The 24,479-nt window shown below is 63.2% G+C and carries 26 protein-coding genes; 9 read left to right on the top strand and 17 right to left on the bottom strand.

Going from position 1 to position 24,479, the window contains the following annotated elements; all coding sequences use genetic code 11:
* Window positions 1-13 precede the first annotated feature (13 nt).
* Entirely contained in the window at window positions 14-2,281 is a 2,268-nt protein-coding gene (locus tag NO932_RS15625) for an AI-2E family transporter (protein WP_309208242.1), read from the top strand.
* 67 nt (window positions 2,282-2,348) lie between these two features.
* Here NO932_RS15625 and NO932_RS15620 read toward each other — a convergent pair whose 3' ends face one another.
* Both NO932_RS15620 and NO932_RS15615 read right to left on the bottom strand, forming a co-directional pair.
* A complete protein-coding gene (locus tag NO932_RS15620) occupies window positions 2,349-3,161 on the bottom strand; it encodes a siderophore-interacting protein (RefSeq protein ID WP_309208240.1) in 813 nt (270 codons plus the stop codon).
* 75 nt (window positions 3,162-3,236) lie between these two features.
* Window positions 3,237-3,488, bottom strand: coding sequence for a DUF465 domain-containing protein (locus NO932_RS15615; RefSeq protein WP_309208237.1), 252 nt, complete (start codon window positions 3,486-3,488; stop codon window positions 3,237-3,239).
* A gap of 87 nt (window positions 3,489-3,575) precedes the next feature.
* On the opposite strand from NO932_RS15615, the gene NO932_RS15610 reads away from it, so the two are divergent.
* Window positions 3,576-3,752 (top strand): DUF465 domain-containing protein, encoded by a 177-nt coding sequence (locus NO932_RS15610; RefSeq protein ID WP_309160109.1) that lies wholly within the window; start codon window positions 3,576-3,578, stop codon window positions 3,750-3,752.
* Between the two features lie 65 nt (window positions 3,753-3,817).
* Here NO932_RS15610 and NO932_RS15605 read toward each other — a convergent pair whose 3' ends face one another.
* The 3 genes from NO932_RS15605 to NO932_RS15595 form a co-directional block, all read right to left on the bottom strand.
* Window positions 3,818-4,606: a sulfite exporter TauE/SafE family protein gene (locus tag NO932_RS15605; RefSeq protein ID WP_309208234.1), complete on the bottom strand. Its 789-nt coding sequence runs from the start codon at window positions 4,604-4,606 to the stop codon at window positions 3,818-3,820.
* A gap of 94 nt (window positions 4,607-4,700) precedes the next feature.
* The gene (locus tag NO932_RS15600) at window positions 4,701-5,432 is read right to left on the bottom strand and encodes a cell cycle transcriptional regulator TrcR (RefSeq protein WP_309160111.1); all 732 of its coding nucleotides are present in this window, start codon (window positions 5,430-5,432) and stop codon (window positions 4,701-4,703) included.
* Between the two features lie 121 nt (window positions 5,433-5,553).
* A complete protein-coding gene (locus tag NO932_RS15595) occupies window positions 5,554-6,573 on the bottom strand; it encodes an alpha/beta hydrolase (protein WP_309208232.1) in 1,020 nt (339 codons plus the stop codon).
* A 220-nt stretch (window positions 6,574-6,793) separates the two neighbouring features.
* Between NO932_RS15595 and NO932_RS15590 the strand changes: the two genes are divergently transcribed.
* Together NO932_RS15590 and NO932_RS15585 are read left to right on the top strand one after the other, a co-directional pair.
* Window positions 6,794-6,976: a DUF1192 domain-containing protein gene (locus NO932_RS15590; protein ID WP_309160113.1), complete on the top strand. Its 183-nt coding sequence runs from the start codon at window positions 6,794-6,796 to the stop codon at window positions 6,974-6,976.
* A gap of 349 nt (window positions 6,977-7,325) precedes the next feature.
* Entirely contained in the window at window positions 7,326-7,838 is a 513-nt protein-coding gene (locus NO932_RS15585) for a DUF1465 family protein (RefSeq protein WP_375142770.1), read from the top strand.
* Between the two features lie 168 nt (window positions 7,839-8,006).
* Here NO932_RS15585 and rpmE read toward each other — a convergent pair whose 3' ends face one another.
* Window positions 8,007-8,231 carry a 50S ribosomal protein L31 gene (gene rpmE / locus NO932_RS15580; RefSeq protein WP_309160115.1) on the bottom strand — a complete coding sequence of 75 codons (225 nt, stop codon included), beginning with the start codon at window positions 8,229-8,231 and terminating at the stop codon, window positions 8,007-8,009.
* 187 nt (window positions 8,232-8,418) lie between these two features.
* Between rpmE and NO932_RS15575 the strand changes: the two genes are divergently transcribed.
* Window positions 8,419-10,254 carry an ABC transporter transmembrane domain-containing protein gene (locus NO932_RS15575; protein WP_309208228.1) on the top strand — a complete coding sequence of 612 codons (1,836 nt, stop codon included), beginning with the start codon at window positions 8,419-8,421 and terminating at the stop codon, window positions 10,252-10,254.
* Between the two features lie 404 nt (window positions 10,255-10,658).
* Here NO932_RS15575 and NO932_RS15570 read toward each other — a convergent pair whose 3' ends face one another.
* The 5 genes from NO932_RS15570 to NO932_RS15550 all read right to left on the bottom strand — a co-directional run bounded on the left by NO932_RS15570 (window position 10,659) and on the right by NO932_RS15550 (window position 15,214).
* Window positions 10,659-11,684 (bottom strand): peptidoglycan -binding protein, encoded by a 1,026-nt coding sequence (locus NO932_RS15570; RefSeq protein WP_309208227.1) that lies wholly within the window; start codon window positions 11,682-11,684, stop codon window positions 10,659-10,661.
* Window positions 11,685-11,696: 12 nt separating this feature from the next.
* A complete protein-coding gene (locus NO932_RS15565; protein ID WP_309160118.1) occupies window positions 11,697-12,701 on the bottom strand; it encodes a flagellar motor protein MotA in 1,005 nt (334 codons plus the stop codon).
* Window positions 12,702-12,942: 241 nt separating this feature from the next.
* Entirely contained in the window at window positions 12,943-13,734 is a 792-nt protein-coding gene (locus tag NO932_RS15560) for an inositol monophosphatase family protein (RefSeq protein ID WP_309160119.1), read from the bottom strand.
* A 209-nt stretch (window positions 13,735-13,943) separates the two neighbouring features.
* Window positions 13,944-14,507, bottom strand: coding sequence for an elongation factor P (gene efp, locus NO932_RS15555; RefSeq protein WP_309160120.1), 564 nt, complete (start codon window positions 14,505-14,507; stop codon window positions 13,944-13,946).
* A 101-nt stretch (window positions 14,508-14,608) separates the two neighbouring features.
* On the bottom strand, window positions 14,609-15,214 hold the full coding sequence (locus NO932_RS15550; protein WP_309208225.1) for a hypothetical protein: 606 nt from the start codon (window positions 15,212-15,214) through the stop codon (window positions 14,609-14,611).
* Window positions 15,215-15,294: 80 nt separating this feature from the next.
* Here NO932_RS15550 and NO932_RS15545 point away from each other — a divergent pair, with 80 nt between their 5' ends.
* Together NO932_RS15545 and NO932_RS15540 are read left to right on the top strand one after the other, a co-directional pair.
* Window positions 15,295-15,657, top strand: coding sequence for an MmcQ/YjbR family DNA-binding protein (locus NO932_RS15545; RefSeq protein ID WP_309208223.1), 363 nt, complete (start codon window positions 15,295-15,297; stop codon window positions 15,655-15,657).
* Between the two features lie 73 nt (window positions 15,658-15,730).
* On the top strand, window positions 15,731-16,405 hold the full coding sequence (locus NO932_RS15540) for an alpha/beta fold hydrolase (RefSeq protein ID WP_309208221.1): 675 nt from the start codon (window positions 15,731-15,733) through the stop codon (window positions 16,403-16,405).
* Here NO932_RS15540 and NO932_RS15535 read toward each other — a convergent pair.
* Both NO932_RS15535 and NO932_RS15530 read right to left on the bottom strand, forming a co-directional pair.
* A complete protein-coding gene (locus tag NO932_RS15535; protein WP_309208220.1) occupies window positions 16,402-17,475 on the bottom strand; it encodes a tetratricopeptide repeat protein in 1,074 nt (357 codons plus the stop codon). The genes NO932_RS15540 and NO932_RS15535 overlap by 4 nt on opposite strands.
* Window positions 17,472-18,044 (bottom strand): thiamine phosphate synthase, encoded by a 573-nt coding sequence (locus NO932_RS15530; RefSeq protein WP_309208217.1) that lies wholly within the window; start codon window positions 18,042-18,044, stop codon window positions 17,472-17,474. The genes NO932_RS15535 and NO932_RS15530 overlap by 4 nt, the downstream gene beginning before the upstream one ends.
* Window positions 18,045-18,220: 176 nt before the next feature.
* On the opposite strand from NO932_RS15530, the gene NO932_RS15525 reads away from it, so the two are divergent.
* On the top strand, window positions 18,221-18,577 hold the full coding sequence (locus NO932_RS15525) for a DUF1801 domain-containing protein (RefSeq protein ID WP_309208216.1): 357 nt from the start codon (window positions 18,221-18,223) through the stop codon (window positions 18,575-18,577).
* A 97-nt stretch (window positions 18,578-18,674) separates the two neighbouring features.
* Complete coding sequence (locus NO932_RS15520; RefSeq protein WP_309208214.1) at window positions 18,675-19,214, top strand: GNAT family N-acetyltransferase; 540 nt, start codon at window positions 18,675-18,677, stop codon at window positions 19,212-19,214.
* A gap of 109 nt (window positions 19,215-19,323) precedes the next feature.
* Here NO932_RS15520 and NO932_RS15515 read toward each other — a convergent pair whose 3' ends face one another.
* The 4 genes from NO932_RS15515 to NO932_RS15500 form a co-directional block, all read right to left on the bottom strand.
* Window positions 19,324-20,346, bottom strand: coding sequence for a class I fructose-bisphosphate aldolase (locus NO932_RS15515; RefSeq protein ID WP_309208213.1), 1,023 nt, complete (start codon window positions 20,344-20,346; stop codon window positions 19,324-19,326).
* A gap of 120 nt (window positions 20,347-20,466) precedes the next feature.
* Complete coding sequence (locus NO932_RS15510; RefSeq protein ID WP_309208212.1) at window positions 20,467-22,233, bottom strand: siderophore-interacting protein; 1,767 nt, start codon at window positions 22,231-22,233, stop codon at window positions 20,467-20,469.
* A gap of 9 nt (window positions 22,234-22,242) precedes the next feature.
* Entirely contained in the window at window positions 22,243-23,193 is a 951-nt protein-coding gene (locus tag NO932_RS15505; protein ID WP_309208211.1) for an ABC transporter substrate-binding protein, read from the bottom strand.
* A gap of 69 nt (window positions 23,194-23,262) precedes the next feature.
* Window positions 23,263-24,468 (bottom strand): phosphoglycerate kinase, encoded by a 1,206-nt coding sequence (locus NO932_RS15500; protein ID WP_309208209.1) that lies wholly within the window; start codon window positions 24,466-24,468, stop codon window positions 23,263-23,265.
* Window positions 24,469-24,479: the final 11 nt, after the last annotated feature.

Genomic DNA, 24,479 nt, shown 5'->3' with positions numbered 1-24,479 from the left:
GGAACCTTATTTGATGGACACACGCCCGCCGGCCACACCGGCCCCATCACCGTTGGCCGGCCAACCGCTGACCGCGATCCTGACCTTCGTACTGATCGTCACCGTACTTTATCTGGGGCGCGGCATCATCGTGCCGCTGGTGCTCGCCGTGCTGCTCGCGTTCGCCCTGGGCCCGGTGGTCAACGCCCTGCGCCGGGTGCGTGTCCCTCATATCGTCGCGATCCTCGTGGCGGTTCTGGCCGCCATCGTGCTCATCGGCGCCATTGCCTATACCGCCGTTTCCCAGTTCATCGCACTGGCCGGCGATCTGCCGCGCTACCAGGCAACGATCAGCGAAAAGCTGCGCACGGCACAGGAAACCTTCGGCGGCGGGCAGGTCATCGACAGACTGGTTTCGACCATCGAGCGGGTCGGTGCGCAGATCGAATCCAATACCGAAGGGTTCACGGTCGATGAGGGCGATCCCATTCCGGTGGTCATCGCCGATGATGGCGGCGGGGCGCTGGAAATTGCCCAAAGCGTGCTGTTTTCCATCGTCGGTCCGCTTGCTTCGCTGCTGATCGTCACGATCTTTCTCATCTTCCTGCTGCTCGAGCGCGAGGAACTGCGCGACCGGTTTCTCAAGCTCGTCAGCCGCGGCGATCTGCGCTCGTCCACCGAGGCCATGAACGAAGCCAGCGAGCGGGTAGGGCGTTATCTTCTAGCCCAGGCTTCGGTCAACATGGCCTATGGAGTGCTCTTTGCCGCCGGGCTGTTCCTGATCGGCGTGCCGAACGCCATCCTCTGGGGGCTTCTGGCCACCATCTTCCGCTATATTCCCTTCGTGGGCACGCTCATCATCGCATCGGTGCCCATCCTGCTCGCCATTGCCGTTGATCCGGGCTGGAGCATGCTGCTCTGGGTCATCGGGCTCTACCTGGCGCTCGAAGCGATCAGCAACAATTTCATAGAACCGCGCCTTTACGGCAATTCCACCGGCCTCACCCCGCTCGCGGTGCTCGTTGCCGCCATGTTCTGGGCCACCCTTTGGGGCCCGATCGGCCTCATCGTCTCGATGCCGCTCACCGTCTGTATCGTGGTCATGGCGCGCTATGTGCCGGGGCTGAGCTTTATCGAAACCATGCTCGGCAGCGCCCCGGTCCTGCTGCCGCAGGAGCGCTTTTACCAGCGCCTTATCGCCGGCAATGCCGAGGAAGCGACCGAAGTGGCCGATCGCGAGATCGAGGACGGCGATGTCGCGCGCTTTTACGACGAGATCGCGGTGCCCGCCCTGCGCCTGGCCGAAGCCGATATCGCGGGCGATCTTGCCGATCCTTCTCACCGCCACCGGGTTGTCGAAACCCTCGCCGAGGTGATCGAGAACATTGAGGGCACCGCCGACCCGGCCAATGGTGGCGAGGAGACGCGGGTGCTCGTTTTCGGCGGCAAGACCGAGCTCGATCAGGCGATAGCGCTCATGGTGGCCGAGCGGGTACGCGCGGCTGGTTTCCCGGTTCGGGTCATGGCTCCTGTCACGCTGCGCAAGGAGGGCATCGCCCAGCTCGATCTTTCGGGCACCGATGTCGCGTGCCTCTGTTATCTGGGCGCCAAGCCCGAAATCTACGCTCGGTACGCCGCGCGTCGTCTCAAGCGTATCCGGCCGCACATCCACGTCATCGCTGGCTATTTCCATCCCGATCTGCGCGCTTCCGGTCGGGAAGGAACGTCCGAGGACATCGATGTCGTCACCCATACCATAGCCTTGGCCGAAAGCTCGATCACCGCAGCGCTGGGTGCCGAAGGGGAGACCGCGCCGGGTCCCACGCCGTCGAGCGATGAAACGCGGCTGGCTGCGCGCGCTCTTTCGGCCCAGGCCGCCGCCGATCCCGCCATCGCGCATGCACTGCGCCGGCTGGCCCAGTCAGCGGGCGCCACGGTAGCCATGGTCACTGTCGTTCCGCTCGGCGAGGAGTTCGCCGAGGACCATAAATCAAGCCATGCCGAACATCTCGCCCGCGAGGTGCTCGCCCGCAAGGGCACGCTGATCATCGAGGATCTCCAGCATTCGCCCTATGCGCACCTGCGCAGTGTCGTCGAGAGCGGAGTGAGGGCCTATGCTGGCGTTCCCGTCGCGCTCGACGATCGGCAGATGGGCGCCGTTCTCGCGGTCTTCGACCAGGAGCCTCGTCTCTACGAGGACGCCCAGGTCAATCGCATCGAACAGAGTGCTCAGCTTCTGGCCTCGGATCTGCAATCGCTTCTCGTGCGCCGCGAGGCCGAGGAAAAAGAGGCGATCGACTGACCTTTGCTGAGCCGTGATCAGTCAGGGTTCGAGAACCAGGCTGCTCGGCAACCCCCACACCTGATCGCTAATGCGCATGTCCGTCGTCGAAGTCCTGCGTCCCCGCCTGCCAGTATCCGGCGGCCTTGATCCAGTCGGGATCGTGCCCGCGCTCCTCGACGAAATATTTGCGCACCGCCTTGCTCATGGCGCTCTCGCCGGCCACGAAAATGTAGCCCTCGCCCTCGGGCACGTCGATCATCTCGACGGCGGCGAGCAAGAGACTTGGATCGCCCGGCTCGCCACCCTCGCGGCTCACCCATTTGATGTCGGCTCCAGCCGGCGCGTCGATCGTCTGGATCTCGCTTGTGTCGGCCACTTCGATCAGAGCGATGGCACGAGCTTCCCGCGGCAGCTCCTCGAGGCGGCGCGCGATGGCGGGCAGGGCGGTTTCGTCGCCCACCAGCAGATACCAGTCGAAATCTCCGCGCAGGACGAACGAGCCGCGCGGCCCACCCACCCCGATCATATCACCGGGTTTGGCACCTTGGGCCCAGCTCGAAGCCGGACCATCCCCGTGCAGCACGAAGTCGAGCGTCAGGGTTCTGGCCGTGTTGTCGTAAAAGCGCGGGGTGTAATCGCGCGATTCCGGGCGCTGGCCGTCAGGAAAGATCAGCCCGTTCTCCCCGCGCACAGGCGCGGGAAATTCGGAAACCCCCGGCTCGGCGAAAAACAGTTTGCAGTGGTCGTCATAGCCAAGCGAAACAAAGCTTGAAAATTCGTCCGATTGCAGCGTGATCCGCGCCATCTTGGGGGTGATCCGCTCGGTGGCGACTACCTTGGCGACGCGGAATTTCAATTCGTGGCGTATGCGCTCGACGAAGCGGGATTGGTCGGTCATCTGCGGTGGTCCTTGGCTCGGCTAAACAAGAGCCGGCGTACAAATGATGATGGGTGAAGTCAACTTAACTTAATGTCACGCGATGATGTCGGGCAGGATGATGCGCTCGATCTCGACGATCCGGTCCTTGAGGGCGAGCTTGCGCTTTTTCAAACGCTGGATCAGCGTGGCATCGGCGAGCCCGGAGGCTGAAAGCGTATGGATCGCGGCGTCCAGATCGGCATGTTCCTGCCGTTTTGTGGCCAGTTCCAGCCCAAGCTTGGCCTCTATCTGCTTGTCCAAAGGCAACATGAACGCGTTTTCCCCACGGACGCCCCGCAACGACATATTTGTGACTCTTGCCATAGATTTGCCATTGGACAAAGCCGCCAAAGAGTGTGACGATATTGTCGTCCATTGATGAAAGGAGTGACTATGACCTCACAGACTTACATCACCTCCCTGGAGCGGCGGCATCAGGATCTGGAACGCAAGATCAACGAAGAGATGCGCCACCCATCCCGCGACGCTCTTTTGATCGCAGCCCTCAAACGCAAGAAGCTTGAAGTCAAGGATCAGATGGCACAAGCCAATCGCGACGTCGCTCATTAGGCGTTTGCTCAAGGCGAGTTTCTGTGAGGCCACGGCGCAAGCTGCGGCCTTTTTTATTGGCCGAGCTAGGCCAAAAGCCCCACTGCGCCATCGTAGATGAGCTTGAGCGAGAGCAGGAAGATCAGCAGGTAGGCCACGCGGTAGAAGATTGCCGGATCGATGCGGCGAACCACGAACACGCCCACCAGCATGCCGGCGATGGCGACCGGCACGAGGTAGAGCGCCGCCTGCATATTGGCCCATGAGAGCTGGCCCAGCACCAGATAGGGCGGGATCTTTACCGCGTTGACCACTGCAAAGAACACCGCATTGGTGCCGGCAAACAGCGCCGGGGTCAGCCGCAGGGGCAGCATATAAATCTGCACCGGCGGCCCGCCGGTGTGGCTCACAAAGCTGGTGAACCCGGCGACCGATCCCCAGAATGTTCCCCAGAACCGCGAAGGCGGCAGGCCCTCGAGCTTTTTGCGCAGCGGCAGCCAGGCATCGAGCACGAAAAGGAGCGTGATGATCCCGATCGCCAGGCGCACCATGGCCTCGCTCACCACCGCCGAAAGAGAGAACGCGATCACCGTTCCCACCAGGGCGCCGGGCAGCAATATCCAGAAGATGCGCCAATTGACCTCGCGCCGATAGGCGATGAGCGCGATCATGTCCATGACGATCAGCAGCGGCAGCATCATTCCTGCCGCGTCCCGGGCCGGTATCACCAGGGTCAGCAGCGGCACGCCCACCACGCCCAGGCTCGCCACAAGGCCCGATTTGGAAAGCCCGACGAGAAAGACCGCCAGCGCGGCGACGAGAAAGAAGGTGGGATCGGACATGAAGCGTGAAATGGGAAGGGGGAGTCTGCGCATAGCGCCGCTAAACCGGTCGGGTGTCAAGCATCGTCCCAAATGAACGGCCCGCCGCGGGCTGCGCGGCGGGCCGTTCGACAGTCAGGGAAAGGGCTTACTCGCGATCGTCGCTGTCGGAATCGCTGCCCTTGAGGGATTTGAGCTTGGCAAACACCGACTCGGCTTCCCGCTCGGCGTCGTATTCCTCGTTGGCCGGTGCGTCGGCTTCACCCTCTTCACCCTCGGGCGCATACTGGGCGCGGTTGAGCGCTTCCTCGGCGGTCAGAAGCCGCGTGCCCTCGGGCGCGTCTTCGGTGATGCCGGCCTGGCGAGCGGCCTTGCGTACTTCCATGTCGAGCTCGATCTGGCTGCACAGGCCCAGCGTCACCGGATCCATGGCGGTCAGATTGGCCGCGTTCCAGTGGGTGCCTTCACGCACGGACTCGATCGTGGACTTGGTGGTGCCCACCAGCCGCATGATCTGGGCGTCCTTGAGCTCGGGGTGGTTGCGCACCAGCCATTTGATGGCGTTGGGGCGCTCGTGCCGGCGCGAGGTCGGGGTGTAGCGCGGGCCACGGCGCTTGGGGGCGGCGACCTTCACCTTGGGCTCGGAAATTTTCAGCCGATAGTTTTCGTCGGCTTCGCCCTTGGCGATTTCCTCGCGGGTCAATTGCCCGTTCTGGAGCGGATTGACCCCGCGAATGCCGGCCGCGACGTCGCCGTCGGCAATACCCTGCACTTCGAGCGGGTGCAGGGTGCAGAAATCGGCGATCTGCTTGAAGGTCAGCCCGGTATTTTCGACCAGCCAGACGGCGGTCGCCTTGGGCATGAGCAATTGTGTGGCCATGGATATATCTCTCCTAACGCTGCGGCCCGGTCTTCCTCCGGTCCGCCCGCCTCGCCAGTTCTCGATGAGGGGGAATTTGGCGGCCAATATAGGTGCTAAGCACCGCTCATGCAATTGTTAATCATACCGCTGCGCCCTGCAGGGGATCGGGCGAGCCTGCGGGAGCATGCACCGGCGTGGTGGTGGGCGGAGGCGCAGGCCGTTCCGCGAACGGGTCGGGGCTCCCCACCGGCCCGTCGAGCGGCGTTGGTGCCGATGGCTCGGCGCCCGCCGGCATCGGGTCGGGCGTTCCCACCGGCTCGCTTTGCGGCGTGGGCTCGGGCGGATAGCCGTTGAGCACGATGTCGAGAATTTCGGCATCGCGCATGCCGCGCAGGTTGAGATGATCGGCATCTTCCACCGACATGAAGATCCCGTGCGGAGCCGCCGCATAGAGACGGCGCCCCAGGAAAGCGGGCACAACAGTATCGCGCTCGCCATGGACGATGATGATGGTATCGGCCTGCGCCCCGGCGATGCGGCGGGCGGAGACGAAGGTGTCGTGCATCAACTGCCCCGGCAGGAACGGCATGGTCGCCGCCACCACGTCCGGCAGCGAGGAAAAGGGAGCTTCGAGCACGAGGCTCATCGATCGATAGCGCTCCGACATGGCGACCGCCACCCCGGTGCCCAGCGAATGGCCCATGAGCACCATCCGGCTGCCGGGCGCGTGCTCGCGCACATATTGAATGGCCGCTTCGGCATCGAGCAGCAGCCCTTCCTCGCTCGGCGTGCCAGTCGAACCGGGATAGCCGCGATAGGCAAAGGCGAGCACTCCGAACCCGGCATCAGCCCAGGGGCCGCGTCCGAACCGCACCGCCATGGGCTCGGGTACGCTGCCATTGCCGTGGAAGGCGACGACCACCGGGGCGCCCTCGCGCGGGGGCTTGTAATAGGCCTTGAGCCGTTCGCCATCGGCCGTTTCCAGCGCAAAGCGCTCGAAATCGTTGCCCACCATCATGGCAAAGGGCGCAGCATTCACGAAGCGGCGCGGAAACACCATTTCGCGCTGGAAGGTATAGGCGAAGGCTATGACGAGCCCGTAAAGGATGATGGAGACAAGGGCGATGCCGCCGGCAAGGCGAAGGGCAGTCTGAGTCATTGCACCGTCTATCAGAATCTCGAACACCGGTCGCGCCCCCAGCTGCCATTAAATTGTCACAAGTCGGAGTCCAGGCAAGTGTGATGTTGGACTCTGACATAATCGTGACCGGGGCCGGGAACCAATCTTTGTGTCTGCGCGTTAGTATTGCCCCTTTGTCTGGACCCAGCCGTTCGGATGGGGCAAACGGGAAGCGTCGGAGCCGAAAAAGGAGCGCGCCATGGATGAGGATGAGGTCCGTCGCCAGCCGGTTCATGAGGTCGGCATGCCGCTCGATGCGCTCTCGGTCGATGAGCTGACCGACCGCATCTCCCTTCTCCAAAACGAGATCGCCCGTCTCGAGCGCGCCATCGAAAGCAAGAACGCCAGCCGCTCGGCGGCCGATGCCGTCTTCAAGTTCTGATCCCGCACCGCTCCGAGGCGTGGCCCATCGGCGACAGGGAAGATGCACTTGCCGGTAAGGTTAAAAAAGCGAGTCTCGTTAAGGAAAATTTTACGAGTTCGGTTTAGGTTTTCCTCATCCAGTTTTTGCGCTGGAGTTTTTCAGAGCGGTTTCTTCCCTCTGTTTGACGCCTCCCTGTTAACTTTCGAGAGCCGTTCACCTGACGGCTCTTTTTCTTTTTCTGGGTTGGCGATTTCCCCGAGCCGTCGGCGTTAAGCCTAGTTGCAACTCCTCTTGCCGTGCGGGATGACGGCGCCCTCGATTGCGCCTAATATGGTAGCCCAGCTATCGAAACGATCAAGGAGCGCCCGTGGACGAGGTCATGTCCCCAACCGTTGCGTTGACCCCGAGACTTTTGTCCTCGGGAGGCTTTGACCTGCTCTACCGCGAAGGCATGGGGTTGATCGAGGAGGTCGCCGCCTATCTCGACGGGGAAGGGCGTACCGAAAGCAAGACGCTCAGCCGCGAGGGTTCCTTCCTCTACGCCACCGAAAGCATGCGGCTGACCACGCGCCTCATGCAGCTCGCCTCCTGGCTCCTGCTCCAGCGCGCCGTTAACGAGGGCGAGATTTCCCCGCAACAGGCCCTTGAGGAAAAGTCAAAGGTCAAGTTCTCGGCCCTTCCCGAGGATCGCGGCGGTCCGGGCTGGGACGAAATCCCCGAGCGCATGAAGCACTATATCGAAAAGGGCGACCGCCTTTTCGAACGGGTCGTCAAGTTCGACAGGATCGAACGCGGCGAAGATACCCCCTCCAAGCCCGCCGGCGAAAACGCCCTCAGTTCCCAGATGGACCGTCTCAAAGCCGCCTTCGGCGGCAAATAGAGCGTTCCCACTGCCGAGCGGCCTTCCATCCCCGTCGTCTTCGGGCCTGCCCCGTAGTCCCGCAACGCCTGCGACGCATAGAAGAGGTGTGTGCCCAAACGGCAGTACCACCCAAACAAAAAGCCCGGCACTCCGGCCGGGCTTTCGTATTCCGAGCGATCAGGGCTCTTACGAACCCAGGATGCCCTTGAACTTTTCCTTGAAGCGCGACACGCGGCCGCCACGGTCGACGAGCTTGCCCTGACCGCCGGTCCAGGCCGGGTGCGTGGTCGGGTCGATGTCGAGGGTCAGCGTGTCGCCTTCCTTGCCGTAGGTCGAACGGGTCTTGTAGGTCGTCCCGTCGGTCATCGCCACGGTGATGAAGTGGTAGTCGGGGTGAGTGTCTTTTTTCATGTGGATCGGGCCCTAAATCAAACGGGCGCGCAAGCGCCCGGACGGTACGTCTCGTAAACTGGTTGGCGGCCTTTTACCCAAAGCCCGCGCAATGCGCAAGGCCCGGCGAACATCCCCGATTCTCGCGCGTGGTTGCCCTCGGCGCCTCAACGGCTTATCTAGGCGGCAAACATTGAAAGCCCGTTTTATGGCTGACGCACGACTTTCCGACATCACAACGCCCGTCCAGACGGACATTCCGCGCCTTAGGGCAGGGGCCAAGCCGAGCTCGTTTTCCCCGCTGCGCCGTCTGATTCCCTTCATGACACGCTATCCGGTGCGGCTGACGCTGACCTTCACCTTCCTTCTGGTCGCGGCGATCACCTCGCTCTCGCTGCCTTACCTGGCCGGCGATTTCATCGATCAGGGGTTCGTCACCGAAAATCTCGAGGTCGTCTCGTCCTATGCCTGGCTGGTGATCGTGATTGCCGCGATCATGGCGATCTCGGGCGGCGCGCGCTTTTATCTCATCTCGGTCATCGGCGAGCGTGCCATCGCCGATCTGCGGCGCGAGGTTTTCGATCATCTCCTGACCCTCGATGCCACCTTCTTCGACGTCAACCGGGTGGGCGAACTCACCTCCCGGCTCAATGCCGACGTCGCCACCATCCGCTCGGCGGTAGGATCGTCCGCCTCTCTGGCGCTGCGCTCCTTCATCCTGATGGTGGGCGCGGTGTTCATGATGTTCTGGACCAGCTTTCAGCTCGCGCTGGGGGTGATCGTGGTTATCCCCATCATCGTCGTGCCGCTGGTCATCATGGGCCGGCGCATGAAAAAGGTCTCCAAGCGCACCCAATCCTCGCTCGCCGATCTTTCTGCGATGATCACCGAGACCCTGTCCTCGGTCAAAACCGTCAAATCCTTCACCCAGGAGGAAAGCCAGCAGGAGCTGTTCCGCGGCTATGCGGAAACCACCTACAAGGCCGAATTGACCCGCCACATGGCCCGGTCGCTGATGATCGGGCTGGTGCTGTTCGTTTCCATGTGCGCCATGGTCGGGCTGGTCTGGCTGGGCACCCAGGCGGTTTTCGCCGGCATGATCACCGTGGGCGAGGTCACCCAGTTCGCCATCTATGCGGTGGTCGCCACCAGCGCGCTCACCAATATGAGCGACGTGTTCGGCACGCTGCAGCAGGTTTCCGGCGCCACCGAGCGACTGTTCGAAATCCTCGACACCCGCTCGACCCTGCCGATCAAGGCCAATCCCACCGCCATGCCTGAGCCCTCGCAGGGCACCGTGCGCTTCGAGGCTGTGGATTTCACCTATAAGACGCGCGACGATGCCCCGATCCTGGCCGATCTTTCCTTTGCGGTGGAAAAGGGCGAACAGCTCGCTCTCGTAGGCGCTTCGGGCGCCGGCAAGTCGACGGTCTTTGCCCTGCTGCAGCGCTTTTATGACGTCAATTCCGGCCGCGTTCTCGTCGATGACATTGATGTGCGCGACGTCGACCCGCGCCAGTTGCGCCAGCGCTTCGCTTCGGTCGATCAGGAGCCGGTGATCTTTGCCGGCACCATTGCCGACAATATCCGTTTCGCAAAGCCCGAGGCCGGTTTGGATAAAATCCGCGCCGCCGCCGATGCGGCTCTGGTCACCGGTTTCGTTGAAGAGCTGCCCAGTGGTTTCGATACCATGGTGGGCGAACGCGGCGTCATGCTCTCGGGCGGCCAGAAGCAACGCGTCGCCATCGCCCGCGCGCTCCTGAAAGATGCCCCGATCCTGTTGCTCGACGAAGCCACCTCCGCTCTTGACGCCCAAAGCGAGCATCTTGTGCAAAAGGCCCTCGAGCGCCTGATGGAAGGGCGGACCACCCTCGTCATCGCCCACCGCCTCGCCACCATCCGCAACGCCGACCGCATCCTGGTCCTCGAAAAAGGCCGGCTTATCGATCAGGGCACCCATGCCCAACTGGTCGCGAAAGGCGGCCGCTATGCCGAGTTGGCAAAACTCCAATTCCGGATGAACGAAGAGGCTCTGGCAGGGTAATTGCGGTCGTCGTCGACCGTCACGAGCTCAGCGCACCCCTCACCCCGGCCCTCTCCCTCAAGGGGAGAGGGGGCTCCTGTCGAAGCCTTCGAGGTCCGGCCCTGAAAGTTGCAACGGGCTGTCCTTCTCCCCTTGAGGGAGAAGGTGGGCTTTCGCTGAAAGCGAAAGGTCGGATGAGGGGTGCGCAGCGCCTGCGAGAACAGCCAACGGTGGTAATCCCGCAATCTCAGCGCCCCCTCATCCCATCCCTTCTCCCACCAGGGATGAGGGGGGGTCTTTGGTTAGCTCCTCAGTTCCACGAAATCAGTTCCCCTTCTCCCCTGGTGGGAGAAGGTGGCCGCGAAGCGGTCGGATGAGGGGGGCGCCGAGCTTGCAAAGTCAGACGCGGTTGGTAGCTGAACCCGCTATGCCTCGGTCAGCTTGAACTCGATCCGCCTGTTGCGCCGATACGCTTCCTCGGTATCGGCCGGATCGAGCGGGGCGAACTCTCCGAATCCCGCCGCCAGCAATCGGTTGGGTGAAACGCCCTGTTCCACGAGCAGCTTGGCCACCGCGATGGCGCGGGCGGCCGACAATTCCCAGTTGGATGGAAATTGCGGCGTGGAGATCGGCCGCCGATCGGTATGCCCGTCGATGCGCAGCACCCAGGGGATATCGGCCGGAATTTCATCCTCGAGTTCGAGAATGGCATCGGCCAGCGAGGCGATCTGGTCCTCGCCCTCGGGGGAAATCACCGCTTGGCCGGCATCGAACAGCACTTCGGATTGAAACACGAACCGGTCGCCCACCACCTGCACGTCCGACCGCCCCTCGAGGATTTCGCGCAGCCGCCCGAAAAAGTCCGAGCGATAGCGCGAGAGATCCTGGACCCGCTGCGCGAGCGCGACGTTCAGCCGGCGGCCCAGATCGGCGATCTGGGTGCGGCTTTCGGCGTCCCGCAATTCGGACGCTTCGAGCGCGGCTTCGAGCGCCCCAATCTGCTGGCGCAGGGCGGCGAGCTGCTGGTTCAAAAGCGCCACCTGTGCCTGGGCTTCCGACGAAAGCTCCTGCTCTTCGGCAAGTTCGGCCTCGAGCCCGGCGATCGTGTCGTCATATTCGCCGATCCCGGCGCCCAGCCCGGCAAGTTCGCTCTCGAGCTGGTCGCGCTCGGCCTCCACCCCGGAAAGCGTTGCCGAAAGCGAGGCGATAGAGAGCTCCAGATCCTCGGAGTTGGCGCGTTCGAGCTGCAGCAACTCGGTGAGTTCGGCAATCTGCGCGTTAAGGCGGGAAAGCGCCGTGTCGCGTCCCAGGATTTCCTGGTTGAGGAAAAACTGGGCGATCATGAACATCGAGAGCATGAAGATAATGACCAGCAGCAGGCTCGACAGGGCGTCGACATAGCCGGGCCAGGAATTGGCGCGTTCGGTTGTGCGTCCGCGGACCAGTGCCATTCGTAAGTGCCCTTAATTGTGCCCGTCGCGCGGACGGTCGGCGTCCTGCAACAGCGTGTCGATCAGGCGGTTCAATCGCTTGTTGACCTCGGCCTGTTCGGCGATATGGGCGCGCAAATCCTCCTGCTCGGCCCTTATGTGCTTGACCAGCCCGTCGATGCCCTTGGCCAGTTCGGCCATGGCGCGGATGGCGTTCTGCGACGAGTTCTGGGTCTGCATCGTCGCCCCCAGCCGCTCGAACATCTGCTGCATTTCGCTGCCCGAAACGCCGAAATTGCTGGCCTGCATGGTGGCGATCGGATGGTCGAGTTCGGTCATCGAGCTCATCCAGTCTTCGAGATCGGTATAGAACGAGTTCTGCGCCTGGCTGGTCTGCAGGTCGAGAAAACCGAGCACGAGCGAACCGGCAAGGCCGAACAGCGAGGACGAGAAAGCCGTCGACATGCCCCCGAGCGGCGCTTCCAGCCCCTCGCGCAGATTGGCGAACAGGCTCGTTGTATCGCCCGAGGTCACATCCAAGCCCTGGATCACCCCGGCTACGGCGCCCACGGTGCCCAAAAGGCCGTAGAAGGTGCCCAAAAGGCCCAGGAACACCAGAAGGCCGGTGAGATAGCGCGAGGTTTCCTTGGCTTCATCGAGCCGGATGCCCACCGAATCGAGGATCGAGCGCATGGACGCAGGGGTGATCACCGTTTCCCCCAGCCGGTCGCGCATGATCGCCGCCACCGGCGAAAGCAGCACCGGGGCCCGCCGAAGCTGGCCGGCATTGCCCTCCTGGAGGGAATTGACCCAATGGACTTCGGGAAACAGCCGGATCACCTGGCGAAAGCTCAGAACGATCCCCACCAGCAGCGCGAACAGGATCAGCCCGTTGATAAAGGGCGAAGACCAGAAGGCTTCCAGAAGCTGAGGCAGGATGATGATCGCGACCATCGCCACCAGGACGAGGAAGATCACCATCTTGATGAGATAGACCAGCGGACTGGAAAGGCGATAGGGATCGTAGGGTTGCGTCATTAAACAGGCGGCTCCACGCGGCACTGTGGCGTAAACCAAGGCAGCGCCATGAATTTCGCCGCCAGCTTAGTCAGACCATGATGTCCTGACAATGACTTGAGACGTGGTTAAGGAAAACTGAGGAAAAGGAGAAACCCATGAAAATAGCGCGCCTGCTTCTCCCGAGCGAGTTTGGGCCTGCGCCTGATCCAGACGAGCCGCGCTCTGGAACGAAATCAGGATCGCCTTCAAACCCTGAGGGCTATTTGACGGCCTGGATGGTCTTGAGCAGCTCGCCCTGGATCACCTCGTTGCCGGCGACCACTTCGCCCTTGGCGACGCTGTCATTGCCGCCGGCATAATCGGATACGAACCCGCCGGCTTCCTTGACCATCAGCAGCCCGGGCGCCACGTCCCAGGGGGCTAGCCGGTCTTCCCAGAGCCCATCGAACCGCCCGGCCGCCACCCAGGCGAGGTCGACCGAGATCGATCCGGTGCGCCGGATGCCGGCAACGGCGGGGGTCAGATGCGCCACCTGGCGTTGCGCCATGGAGTCGGTCGCCTTGCCGGTCAATTTGATGCCGGTGGTCAGCACCGCATCGGCCAGGTGCCGGCGCGAAGCCACGCGCAGGCGGCGATTGTTGAGCCAGGCGCCATTGCCCTTCTCGGCGCTGTAGAGTTCGTCCATCACCGGGTTGTAGATCACCGAGGAAACGATCTCGCCATTGCGTTCGAGCGCGATGGCCACGGCAAACAGCGGGATGGCGTGCAGGAAATTGGTCGTCCCGTCGAGCGGATCGATGATCCAGCGGTGCATGCCGTCGGTGCCCTTGATCTCCCCGCCTTCTTCCATGAGGAAGGAATAGGTGGGCCGGGCCTTCATCAGCTCGTCCATGACGATCTTTTCAGCGCGCTTGTCGGCCATCGAAACGAAATCGGCCGGGCCCTTGCGCGAAACCTGCAGGTTCTCCACCTCGCCAAAATCGCGGATCAGCCCCTTGCCGGCCTTGAGGGCGGCATTGACCATGATGTTCATCAGCGCTGAGCGGGCCATGCTATTGTTCCTTTGCGTCAGGCGGAAATCACATCCGCTGGTGCGTGTGGTTGGCGCTGCACCCCCTTACCCCAATCCCTCTCCCACCAGTGGAGAGGGCTACGGGGACAGCAACAAGCACTGAATCCCCTTCTCCCCTGGTGGGAGAAGGTGCCCCGAAGGGGCGGACGAGGGGGGCGCCACGAGCGCCATCCTCGCTGTAATCCCAATCAATCCGCGCGGCGGATATAGGTCACTTCATTGGTATCGACCACGATCTTCTGGCCCACGCCCACGAACGGGGGCACCATGGTCTTGACGCCGTTCTCCAGCGTCGCGGGCTTGAACGAGTTCGCCGCCGTCTGGCCCTTGACCACCGGCTCGGTGTCGGTCACTTCCAGCGTCACCTGGGCAGGAAGCTGAATGCCGAGGGGGGTTTCCTCGTACATTTCCACGGTCACCATCATGCCGTCCTGGAGGAACGCGGCACGCTCGCCCACGAAATCGGCCTCGAGCTCGATCTGCTCATAGGTTTCGGTGTTCATGAACACGAGCTGTTCGCCCTGGGCGTAGAGGAACTGGAAATCACGCTGCTCGAGCGTCACGCGCTCGACTGTTTCGGCCGAACGGAAGCGTTCGTTGAGCTTGGTCGAACCTTGGATGGCCTTGAGTTCCACCTGGGCGTAGGCGCCGCCCTTGCCGGGCTTGACGTGGTCGACCTTGACCGCCACCCAAAGCCGGTCCTGGTGCATGATCACGTTGCCGGGACGGATTTCGTTACCGTTGATCTTCATGAATGGTCTTTTCGTTGCTGCGCCCGCGCGGAAACGGGCGCGCAAGGCCTATATGACTGGTGCGCAGGCTTTTGCCCCAGAACGCGGCGGCTTTCAAGCCTCTAGGACAGTTGGCTTGCAGCGCCGGGCATTGAAGCGGCAGCGATCAGCGTCTCGACGAGGCGGTCGGCATTGCGCAAATCGGTGACATCGACAATCTCGATTTCAAACGTCCGCGCCGCCTCGACAAGCGCCCGGTTTTCCCGCAGCGAACGCTCGATGAATTTATCGATGGCCCACTGCATGTCACGGTCGCGCCCATCATACCCGCTCGCAGCCACGATTCTCTGCCGCAACACCGTCTCGTCGGCAAAAAGACATACTGCGCGCGCTCCACCCAACTCCCAACCGGACAGATACTCAGGACGAAGCGCCGATCCTTCCAAAACAAACCCGCCGCTGTTGCGCGCGGCACCGATTGCCGCCCCGATGACGGGCCGCATATTCTGGTGATGCACCCGCAGGAACCATTCGATCGCATCATCGGGAAGCCCGAGGTAAAATTCGATCACCGGTCGGGGAACATCCGTCCACGGCCCCCCGGGATGGCGGCCCATCGCATCGGTCGACATGACGCTCCAGCCCAACCCCGCGCCGAGCCGGCCGGCGCATGTCGATTTGCCCACATGGGAGGTCCCCAGCAACACGATCGCCTCCTGCCTGCCCATCGCCATCTCCTCGTTCCGCATCGCACTCCCACCCGCGTTCTGCCATAATGCGGGCATTGCGTTTCGAAAATCGAAAGCCCATGGCCATGACCGTTTTCACCCGATCCGGTTTCGACGCCTTTTCCGGCGAGTTCAAGGGCAACTCTCTCCACGACCAGTGGGAGTCGCGCGTCGCCAAGGTCGGCGGCAAGGTCTATGCCGTGTTCAGCGAGCACGAGGATGGCCCGGCCACATTGGCCTTCAAATGCTCGCAGGAGACGTTCGAAATCCTCACCGCGCTCGCCGGGGTCACCCAAGCGCCATATTTCGCCAAGCGCCAATGGGTGTCGGTTTCCGCCGATGCCGACCTTCCCGAGGACGAGGTCCGCGCCTATATCGCCAATTCCCACCGCCTGGTCGCCGCCGGCCTCACCAAGGCCCAGCGCGCCGAAATCGGCCTCTAGCGGCAAACGCCGCACCTTGCCAGCCGCCCGCTCCCGCCCTTTAATGGCCCCCGGGGGCAGGGAGGAGAAATCCATGCCGCATAGTTTTGTGATCGTCCACGGCGCCTGGACGGGTGGATGGTCATGGGAGCGGGTGATCGGGCGGCTGCATGCACATGGCCATCGCGCTTTTGCCCCAACGCTGAGCGGATTGTGCGAGCGCCGGCATCTTGCCGGCCCCGCCATCACCCTCACCACCCATATCGACGACATCGTTAACGAGATCGAATTCAAGGATCTTTCCGAAATCGTCCTCGTCGCCCATTCTTATGGCGGCATGGTCGCCGCCGGCGTGGTCGAGCGCATGCCGGATCGTATCGCCTCGGTCGTTTTCATCGAGGCCTTCATCCCCGAAGACGGCATGAGTTTTGCCGATTTCGCGCCGGGCGAGGATTTCTCCTCCGCCATGATCGATCCGCCACCCACCGCCCCGGGAGAATATCTGCGCGAGCAAGACCGAGCCTGGGTAGACAGCAAGGCGACGCCGCAGCCTGTCGGCACCTTCACCGAAAAGCTGAAGGTCACCGGCGCCTATCAGCGCGTCCCGAAAAAGACCTTCGTGGTCGCGACCTCCGGGGTGCCTTTCGGCGAAACTCTGGATAAATTCCGCGCCGATCCGGGCTGGACCATCCGCGAACTCCCCTGCGGCCACGATATCGCGGTCGATCTGCCCGATGAGCTGGCCGAGCTTTTAATGGCCGCTGCCTAGCTGGCGCTCTCGCCGCGCGCCACGTCTTCGAGTTCGCTCGGCAGCGTTTCGAGCATCTCGGGCAACGGGGCGTCGGGAGCCTCTTCCTCGCGCGTTGCCGGCTCAGGCTCCTCGCTCGGGGGCACGCCGGGCCAGAAGCGGGCGCGTTCCTCGCCACGGGCGATCGCCTCGGGGTCGGCCCCCGCCAGCAACTGGTCCAGCGCCTCGTCGGTCAGCCCCTGCCGCCGGGCGAGGGCGCGATACATGGCGGCGGTTTCGGCATCCTGGGCAACTCCCTCAGCGGCCGCCAGCATCATGGCATAGCGCACCTGGCCCACCGGATTGCCGGTTTCGGCGGCGCGGCCATACCAATGGGCGGCGCCCTCGGCGTCGCGTTGGCCCGCCGCACCGAGATAGATCAGGGTGGCATATTCCACCTGGGCGGCGGATAGCCCCTGTTCGGCCGCGCTGAGCAAAAGCTCCAGCGCTCTTTCGGTGTTGGGCGCAACTCCGGCGCCTTCGAGCAGCATCACGGCGTAGTCGTATTGGGCCTCGGGCAGCCCCGCTTCGGCCGCTTCCCCGATCAGCTCGGCGGCGCGCACCAGGTTGGGCTCGGCATAGAGTCCTTCCACATGCAGCAGGCCCAGATTGTACTTGGCGGCGATATGCCCGCCATCGGCGGCCTTCTCAAAGAGCGCCGCGGCCCGCTCGCGATTGCGCGCCACGCCGGTTCCGTTCTGATAGATCATGGCGAGCTGGAAGGTTGCCTGAATGTCCCCGTTCTGGTCGGCCTGGCCGTACCAGCCGATGGCGCGAGGGATGTCTTGGGGCACGCCCAGCCCGTTGGCGTAGATTTCTCCGATCAGCGTCTGGGCCACCGCATCGCCATTGGCGGCGCGGCGTTCGGCCAGCCGCAGGGCGGTGAGGTAATAGCCACGCTGGAAAGCGCCATAGGCCAGATCCACCCCTTCCGGCGGATTGAGCAGCATGCGCGAGATATCGAGCGCCTGGTCCATTTGTTCGGTCTGGGCCGGCGCCGCCGCCGGGCTCAAGGCCACCATCGCGGCCAACAGGAAGGGTGAAAGTTTCATGCCTGCTCTCCGAGGAGAGCGTCGATCTTGTCCCAATCGGCCTGGGCAAAGGCGATGAACTCGCTTCGGCGCTCGCCCAGCGTCCCCGCATCGGCCGGCCCGGCGAAATAGACCGAGGGCACCTCGAAGGTCTCGGCCCACCAGTCGGCCATCTCGCGTCCGTCCGTTTCCGGGTCGTCGCGATCGCCGAACATCAGGTAGTCGATCTCCAACTCGCCGCGCACCATGGCCTCGTGCCGCGATCCGATGTCGCCGGTCCCCACGATATAGTCGGGCTTTAGCGTGTCCACCGCCTCGCGCAGCGCCTTTACCCCTCCCGACATATGCACCCCATCGGCCCGCGCCGATTTGACAAGGCTCGGCCGTCCATCGACCAGTACGGCGCAATCACGCGCCTGGGCGATCGGCGCCAGTTTTTTGAGCCGCTCGATATAGACATAGTCGTCCGCCTCGCCGGCCGCGACCAGTAGGACGGCGGCGTTCACCCGCTCGAGCGTTGCCTTGAGCAGCTCGGCGGTCCGCTCCACCTCGATCTGCGGGTCGGTGATGAGAAAGATATCGACTGCCATGGCGCCCCAATACGTTGCGAGCCCCAATGCCGTCAAACCATGACGAAAAAAGGGACGCCGTCGGCTTACAGCGTCCCTCGCCGATTGGGAAGCGTGTTGGAGCAGGCTTGCCGCGCAGCCCGGCAGGCGAGGAGATTATCGCTTGCGCGCCGACATCCGATTGTCGATGATCGGGCATGACCGCATTTGCCGACCACGATGCCTATATCGCCGCGGCGCCCGAAGCGCTCCGGCCGCTGCTGGTCCATTTGCGCGCCCAACTGGCTTGGGCGCTCCCCGATGCCGAAGAGATCATTCGCTACGATATGCCCGGGTTTGCTGCGGGAGGTTCGGTCATCGCCGGCTATGGAGCGTTCAGCAAACAGTGCGGTCTGTATGTGAGCGGCGGCGCAATCAGCGCCTGTTCCGACGCCATCGCCGCAGCCGGGCTCAAAGCATCAAAGACCGGCGTCAAATTCTCCCCGAACAAACCGATCCCCGACGACCTCATCGCCGCGCTCGCCCTGTCTTCGCGAAAGGAACTCGGGGTGTGAATGGCCGATGCCATGTCGGCCGTTCGGCGTGAAACCGCGGCCTTTCTGATGCGGTGTTTAACGCCTGAAAGGCGGGATGATTTGTCAGGAATTCCCCATGAATCCAACAATAGATTACGATCCCACCTTTCAGTTGCGGACCAAACGACTTGTGTTACGTCCGACCGTGCCGAACGACGTTGAGCGGGCACTTGAAATCAGGTCGAACCGGGAAGTCGCGCACAACCTTGTGGCAGCCACGCTGCCGCCCGATCCTGAAAAGATGACCAAGTGGTTTTCCGGTCACGCCGAGGAGTGGCGCCAAGGCACCGCCTATCGGCTGGCGATCACCTTGAATGGCCGTTTGATTGGCGTCTGTGACGTGTTCGATATCACTGGTGGCGAAGGTGAAATTGGCTATTGGCTTGATCGGGTGGCCTGGGGACGTGGCTTCGGATTTGAAGCGGCAGAAAGACTCGTCCGCTTCGGGATTGAAGACGTTGGCCTGAGGTCGCTACGGGCGGGTTGTGCGGACGACAACGCCGCGTCCGGTGCGATTCTCAGGCGGTTAGGGTTCGAGAGGTTGAAAGATATTAGGATTTTCTCGACTTCCCGCGAGAAAGAGATCACGCAGCGCCGCTTTCATCTTGATGTTTGATGATCTCCTGTCCACCTAATGCGACTGTCTGCTTCAAACGCGAACGACCCTATCATAACAACAGCTGCGGCCGTTCAATCCGGCCGCAGCTCGCAATCCAGCCAGCAGTCTATGCGGCCCGGTCCAGCTCCGGCGCCCATTGGCCCAGCGAAGCCAGCGAGTTCATTTTGGCGCGGTGGATGAAGGCCTTGCGGGCCGCTGCGACGTTCTCGGCCTTGCCGCCCCAGGCGGCGAGAGCTTCGGCCTGTAGCGCGCGGCCGTAGGAGAAGGTCAGCGCCCAGGGGAGCTTGCCCAGATTGTGCATGGCCGAGAGGTTGGCGCTGGCCTGTTCCGAGGTCTGGCCGCCCGAAAGGAAGGCTATGCCCGGAACGATGGCTGGAACCGTGGCCTTGAGGGTGCGCACGGTGCGCTCGGCCACGTCTTCAACCGAAACCTTCGGGCCGTTGATGCCGGGGATCACCATGTTGGGTTTGAGGATCATGCCGTCGAGTTCGACGCCGGCCAGCCGCAGCTCCTCGAACACTTCGGCCAGCGTATCGGTCGTCACCTTTTCGCAGGTTTCGATGGTGTGGTCGCCCGGCTTGCCGTCGGCCAGCACTTCCGGCTCGACGATGGGTACGATGCCCGCTTCCTGGCACAGCGCCGCATAGCGGGCCAGCGCATGGGCATTGGCGTGGATCGAAGCGCGGGTGGGCTTGTTTTCACCGATGGCGATGACGCCGCGCCATTTGGCGAAAGCCGCGCCGATCCGTGCGTATTCGGCCAGCCGCTCGCGCAGGCCATCAAGGCCCTCGGTCACCGTTTCATCGGCGTAGCCGGGCATGGGCTTGGCGCCGGTATCGACCTTGATGCCGGGGAGGCAGTTGTTGGCGCGCAGCATCTCGACGAATGGGGTGCCATCGGCGGCAGACTGCCGGATCGTCTCGTCGAACAGGATGACGCCGGAAATGTACTGGCTCATCGCCTCGTCGGCGCCGAACAGCATCTCGCGGTAATCGCGGCGGGTGGTTTCGGTCGATTCCAGTCCGATGGTGTCGAACCGCTTCTTGATCGTGCCGGTGGATTCGTCGGCGGCCAGAATACCCTTGCCGGGCGCTACGAGCTGGTGGGCAATCTCGCTCAGTCGAGACATCGGACGCAAAACCCCATTCATGTTGTCATGGGGCAAAAAATACCAAAATGTCGCGACTTTGATCGATTAGACGTTCGGGTATTGGACGAATGGATTAGGCCCGCTCCGGGAACAATTTCATCAAACCGTCGCAACAAAGCGGGTGAGGCGCAATCCGGTCCTCGTGGTGTGCGTTTGTTCGGGCGCAAGGCCGTATTCTGCAAGGTTGGCCGTCAGAGGCCCCAACTCTGTCGGGCGCAGCCCGAAACCGGCATCGATAAGGGCGGCATCCTCGGCAAGCTCGAGGCTTTCCGGCCGCGCCACCAGTTCGATCAGCCAGATGTCGCTCGCTTCCTGTGCCGCGACGATGCTTTCGATGATCGCATCGCTCCAGCGCCTTCCGATCGCCGAAATCACCAGCGTTTCGGCATGCGGCAGCGCTGTTCCCAATTCGGCAAGTTCGGCGCGGGCCTTGAGCCCGGCTTCCTCGATATGCTCGCGCGCTTCGTCCAGCGCCCAGCCTGGCACCATCGCCGTGCCGATCATCTCGGGCCGGTTCTTGAACAGGCTCATCACGATCGCTTCGGCCCCTGTGCCGATCACCGTCACCTTCGACCCGCAGGCCGCCGCCAGTGGCCCCAGCGTTTGTGAGGTCAGCGCCTCGACCATATGGCCCAATTCGTGCCCCAACTGGTCGCCGATCTCCCGGTCATTTGCCGCATCGTCTTCCAGCTCCGTTCCGAATGTCGCCTTGTAGGCGCTCTCGCCAGTCTGGAGAAAATGCGGCAGGCCCCGCGCCGCAAGATGCAGGCGGCCCTTGGCGGTGGTTTGGGAAAACAGCGCACGGCGGAACGGGGAAGTCAGCAAATCGCCGGCCAGCCCAAGCGTGATCCTTTCGCTGCTGCGCTTGAATATCCCCAGTTCGACAAAACCCGGCATCAGCCGCGCCAGCGCATCGGCGTTGACGCCGGCGCGCTGCGCCAGCGCTTCCAGGCTGTCGACCCCCTCCGAGACCAGATCGGGCAGGCGGAATTGCACCGCCGTGCGGATCAGGAAGGGCTTTTCCAGGCTCCCGGTTTCCTTGATGCGCATGGCATCGGCCAGGAGTTGGTCGTCATCGACCCCGCGCCGCCAATAGGCGGCCATGTCGATTTGTCCGCGCTCCAGCCCCATTTCATCGAGATAGAGGCTGCGCACCTTGCGCAACACGCCCGCTTCCATGGCGCCCCAGACAAAGCTGTTGCCGCCGGGCCGGGGCAGGGCCCTTGCCGCTTCGATCAGCGCCATGCCCTCGGGGTTTGCGTCCACGATCCAGTGGACATTGGCCGTCGTTTCGATTTCGATCCGCGATTTTTCCTCGTCGATCCAGACCAGGGCGTCCACCCGCTTGCCCTGGGGGAGCATTTCCAGCCAGTTGCACAGGGCCGGCAGCGCCGTCTGATCGGCGATCAGCACGAAATGGTCGGCATCGGGGATCGTCATCGAAGCCTTCGGTCCCGCCATGTGCAGCCGGTCGCCGGGCTTGGCGGTGGCCGCCCAGGTGCTCGCCACGCCATGTCCGTGCAGCACGAAATCGAACGCCACTTCGGTATCGCCATCGCGGTATCCGCGCGGCGTGTAATCCCGCGCCACGGGGCGGGGATTTTTCGGCCAGTCGATGGTCCCATCCGCCTGCACCGGCAGCGACAGCACGCCGTCCACCGGGGAAGGGAAAAAGAATTTGACGTGATCCTCGGGCCCTTCGGAGCGGAACGGCGGCAAGTTGCGCCCATCCTTGGAGAAGGCCTTGAGCTCGTCGCTGGTAAACCAGATGCGCTTGAGCGTCGGGCTCACCTCTTCGGTGCGCGAGACTTCCACCTGCCGCAACACGATCGGCAGCTTCAGGGTGGCCGGCTTTTCGTAGTCCATGATATGCCCCTACTGCCCGAACGTCTCTTCGATCGCATCGAGCGTCGCCAGCGCGCCGTAATAGTCGAAGCGGTAGATAGTGTCGGGCATCTCGTACACATCGCCATTGGCCACCGCCGGTATCCGCCCCAACAGCGGATCGTCCGAAAATTCCTCGGCGCTCGGCGAGGCCGGCGTCCAGGGGAACAGGATCATGGTCGGCGCGGAAAGGATTTCCGGCGCCAATTCGTGCGACACCTGCACCGAATCCCCAGTGCTGGCCCGCTCGAAATCGGGATAGCGCTCGCCCAGCGGATCGGGCTCGAAACCCACTTCCGCAAAGAGCTGCGGCGTCGGCGTATCCTCGGGCACGAAATAGGGCGCTGCGCCCGGCTCGGTGGCATAAACGAAGATGGTGGGCTGCTCGGGCAGAGTGATCGCCTCGCGCACCTCGGCCACCCGCTGCTCATAAATCTCCATCGCCGCCGCCGCTTCGTCCTCCCGCCCCAGCGCGTTGGCGATAAAATCGAGCTCGGCCTCCCAATTGGGCAGCGCCGTATCGACAAACAGCGTCGGTGCAATGGCCGAAAGCTGGTCATAGGCCTCATTGGCCAGGAACCCCGGCCGCCCCGTGCCGCCCGCGATGATCAGGTCCGGCCCATAGCCCAGGATCTGCTCGAAATTATATCCCTCGAAATCCCAGGGCAGCACCTCGGACCCCGATGCCCGCGCCTCGTCCGCCCAGGCCTGGGTGAACCCGTCCTCGGTCACCGAGCGATAGGATTCGGTCACCGCGAGGATATCGAGCCCGAGCGCATAGACATATCCCGCCACCGCCGGGTTGAGCACCACGATGCGCTCCGGCTCGGCGGGAATGGAAACGGCCCCCTTGACCGTCTCGACCTCACGCATCTCCTGCGCGCCCACCGGGCCCGCCAGTGCGAGGGCCGAGACAACAACGATGGCACGCAAAACGATCACGGTCGGACTCCTCGCAAAACAGCCCGACCGCTCTACAAATCATGATGGAAGGTGTCAAGAAACCGGTCGTCAGCCCTGCCTCAGCGCGTCCACGCCCGGCAGCGGCTTGCCTTCCATCCATTCGAGGAACGCCCCGCCGGCGGTCGAGACATAGGTGAACTCGTCCTTGACCCCCGCATGGGCCAGCGCCGCCACCGTATCCCCGCCGCCCGCCACCGAGGTCAGAAGCCCCTTGCGCGTGCGCTCTGCGGCGTGCTTGGCGACCTCCACCGTCGCCTTGTCGAACGGGGCGATCTCGAAGGCGCCCAGCGGCCCGTTCCAGACCACGGTTTTCGCCTCGTTGATCGCCGTCTTGATCTTTTCGACCGATTGCGGCCCCGCATCGAGCACCATACCGTCCTTGTCGATGGCATCGAGCCCATAGATCCGGCTCGGCGTGCCGGCCTCGAAATGCCAAGCGACCACCCCGTCGATGGGCAGGATGATGGCGCAATGCGCGTCCTCGGCCTTGTCCATGATCCGCAGCGCCGTTTCCTTCAGGTCGCGCTCGCAGAGCGATTTGCCCACGTCATAACCCAGCGCGTAGATGAAGGTATTGGCCATCCCCCCGCCGATCACCAGCGCCTCGACCTTGTTAACGAGGTTTTCCAGCAGGTCGATCTTGGTCGAAACCTTCGCCCCGCCGACAATGGCGATCACCGGCTTTTTGGGATTGCCCAGCCCCTTTTCCAGGGCCTTCAATTCCGACTCCATGGCGCGCCCCGCCGCCGCCGGCAGCTTGCGCGCCAGCCCCTCGGTCGAGGCATGCGCCCGGTGCGCGGCGGAAAACGCGTCGTTGACATAAAGGTCGCCCAGCGAGGCCATGGTCTCGATCAGCGCGGGATCGTTCTTTTCCTCGCCGGGGTGAAAGCGGGTGTTTTCCACCAGCACCACCGAGCCGGGCTCGGCTCCTGCGATCACCGCTTCCGCCTCGCCCACATCAGTCCAGTCGGTCTTGGCGAAGTGGACGGGCTTGCCCACGATGCGCTTGAGCTCGTCCACCACCACCGCAAGGCTCATCGCCGGATCCACCTTGCCCTTGGGCCGCCCGAAATGAGCCAGCAGGATCGGCAGCCCGCCCTTATTGGCGATTTCCTGGATGGTGTGCGCCACGCGCTCGATCCGGGTGGCGTCGGTCACTTTGCCATCCTTGACGGGCACGTTGAGGTCGACGCGTACCAAAACGCGTTTGCCGTCGAGTTCGAAATCGTCAAGGGTCTTGAAGGCGGCAGTCATGGTCGCACCCA

Origin of the sequence: Pelagibacterium sp. 26DY04, from assembly GCF_031202305.1 — a bacterium.
GTDB lineage: Bacteria > Pseudomonadota > Alphaproteobacteria > Rhizobiales > Devosiaceae > Pelagibacterium.
This window is presented reverse-complemented; position numbering and strand designations above follow the sequence as displayed.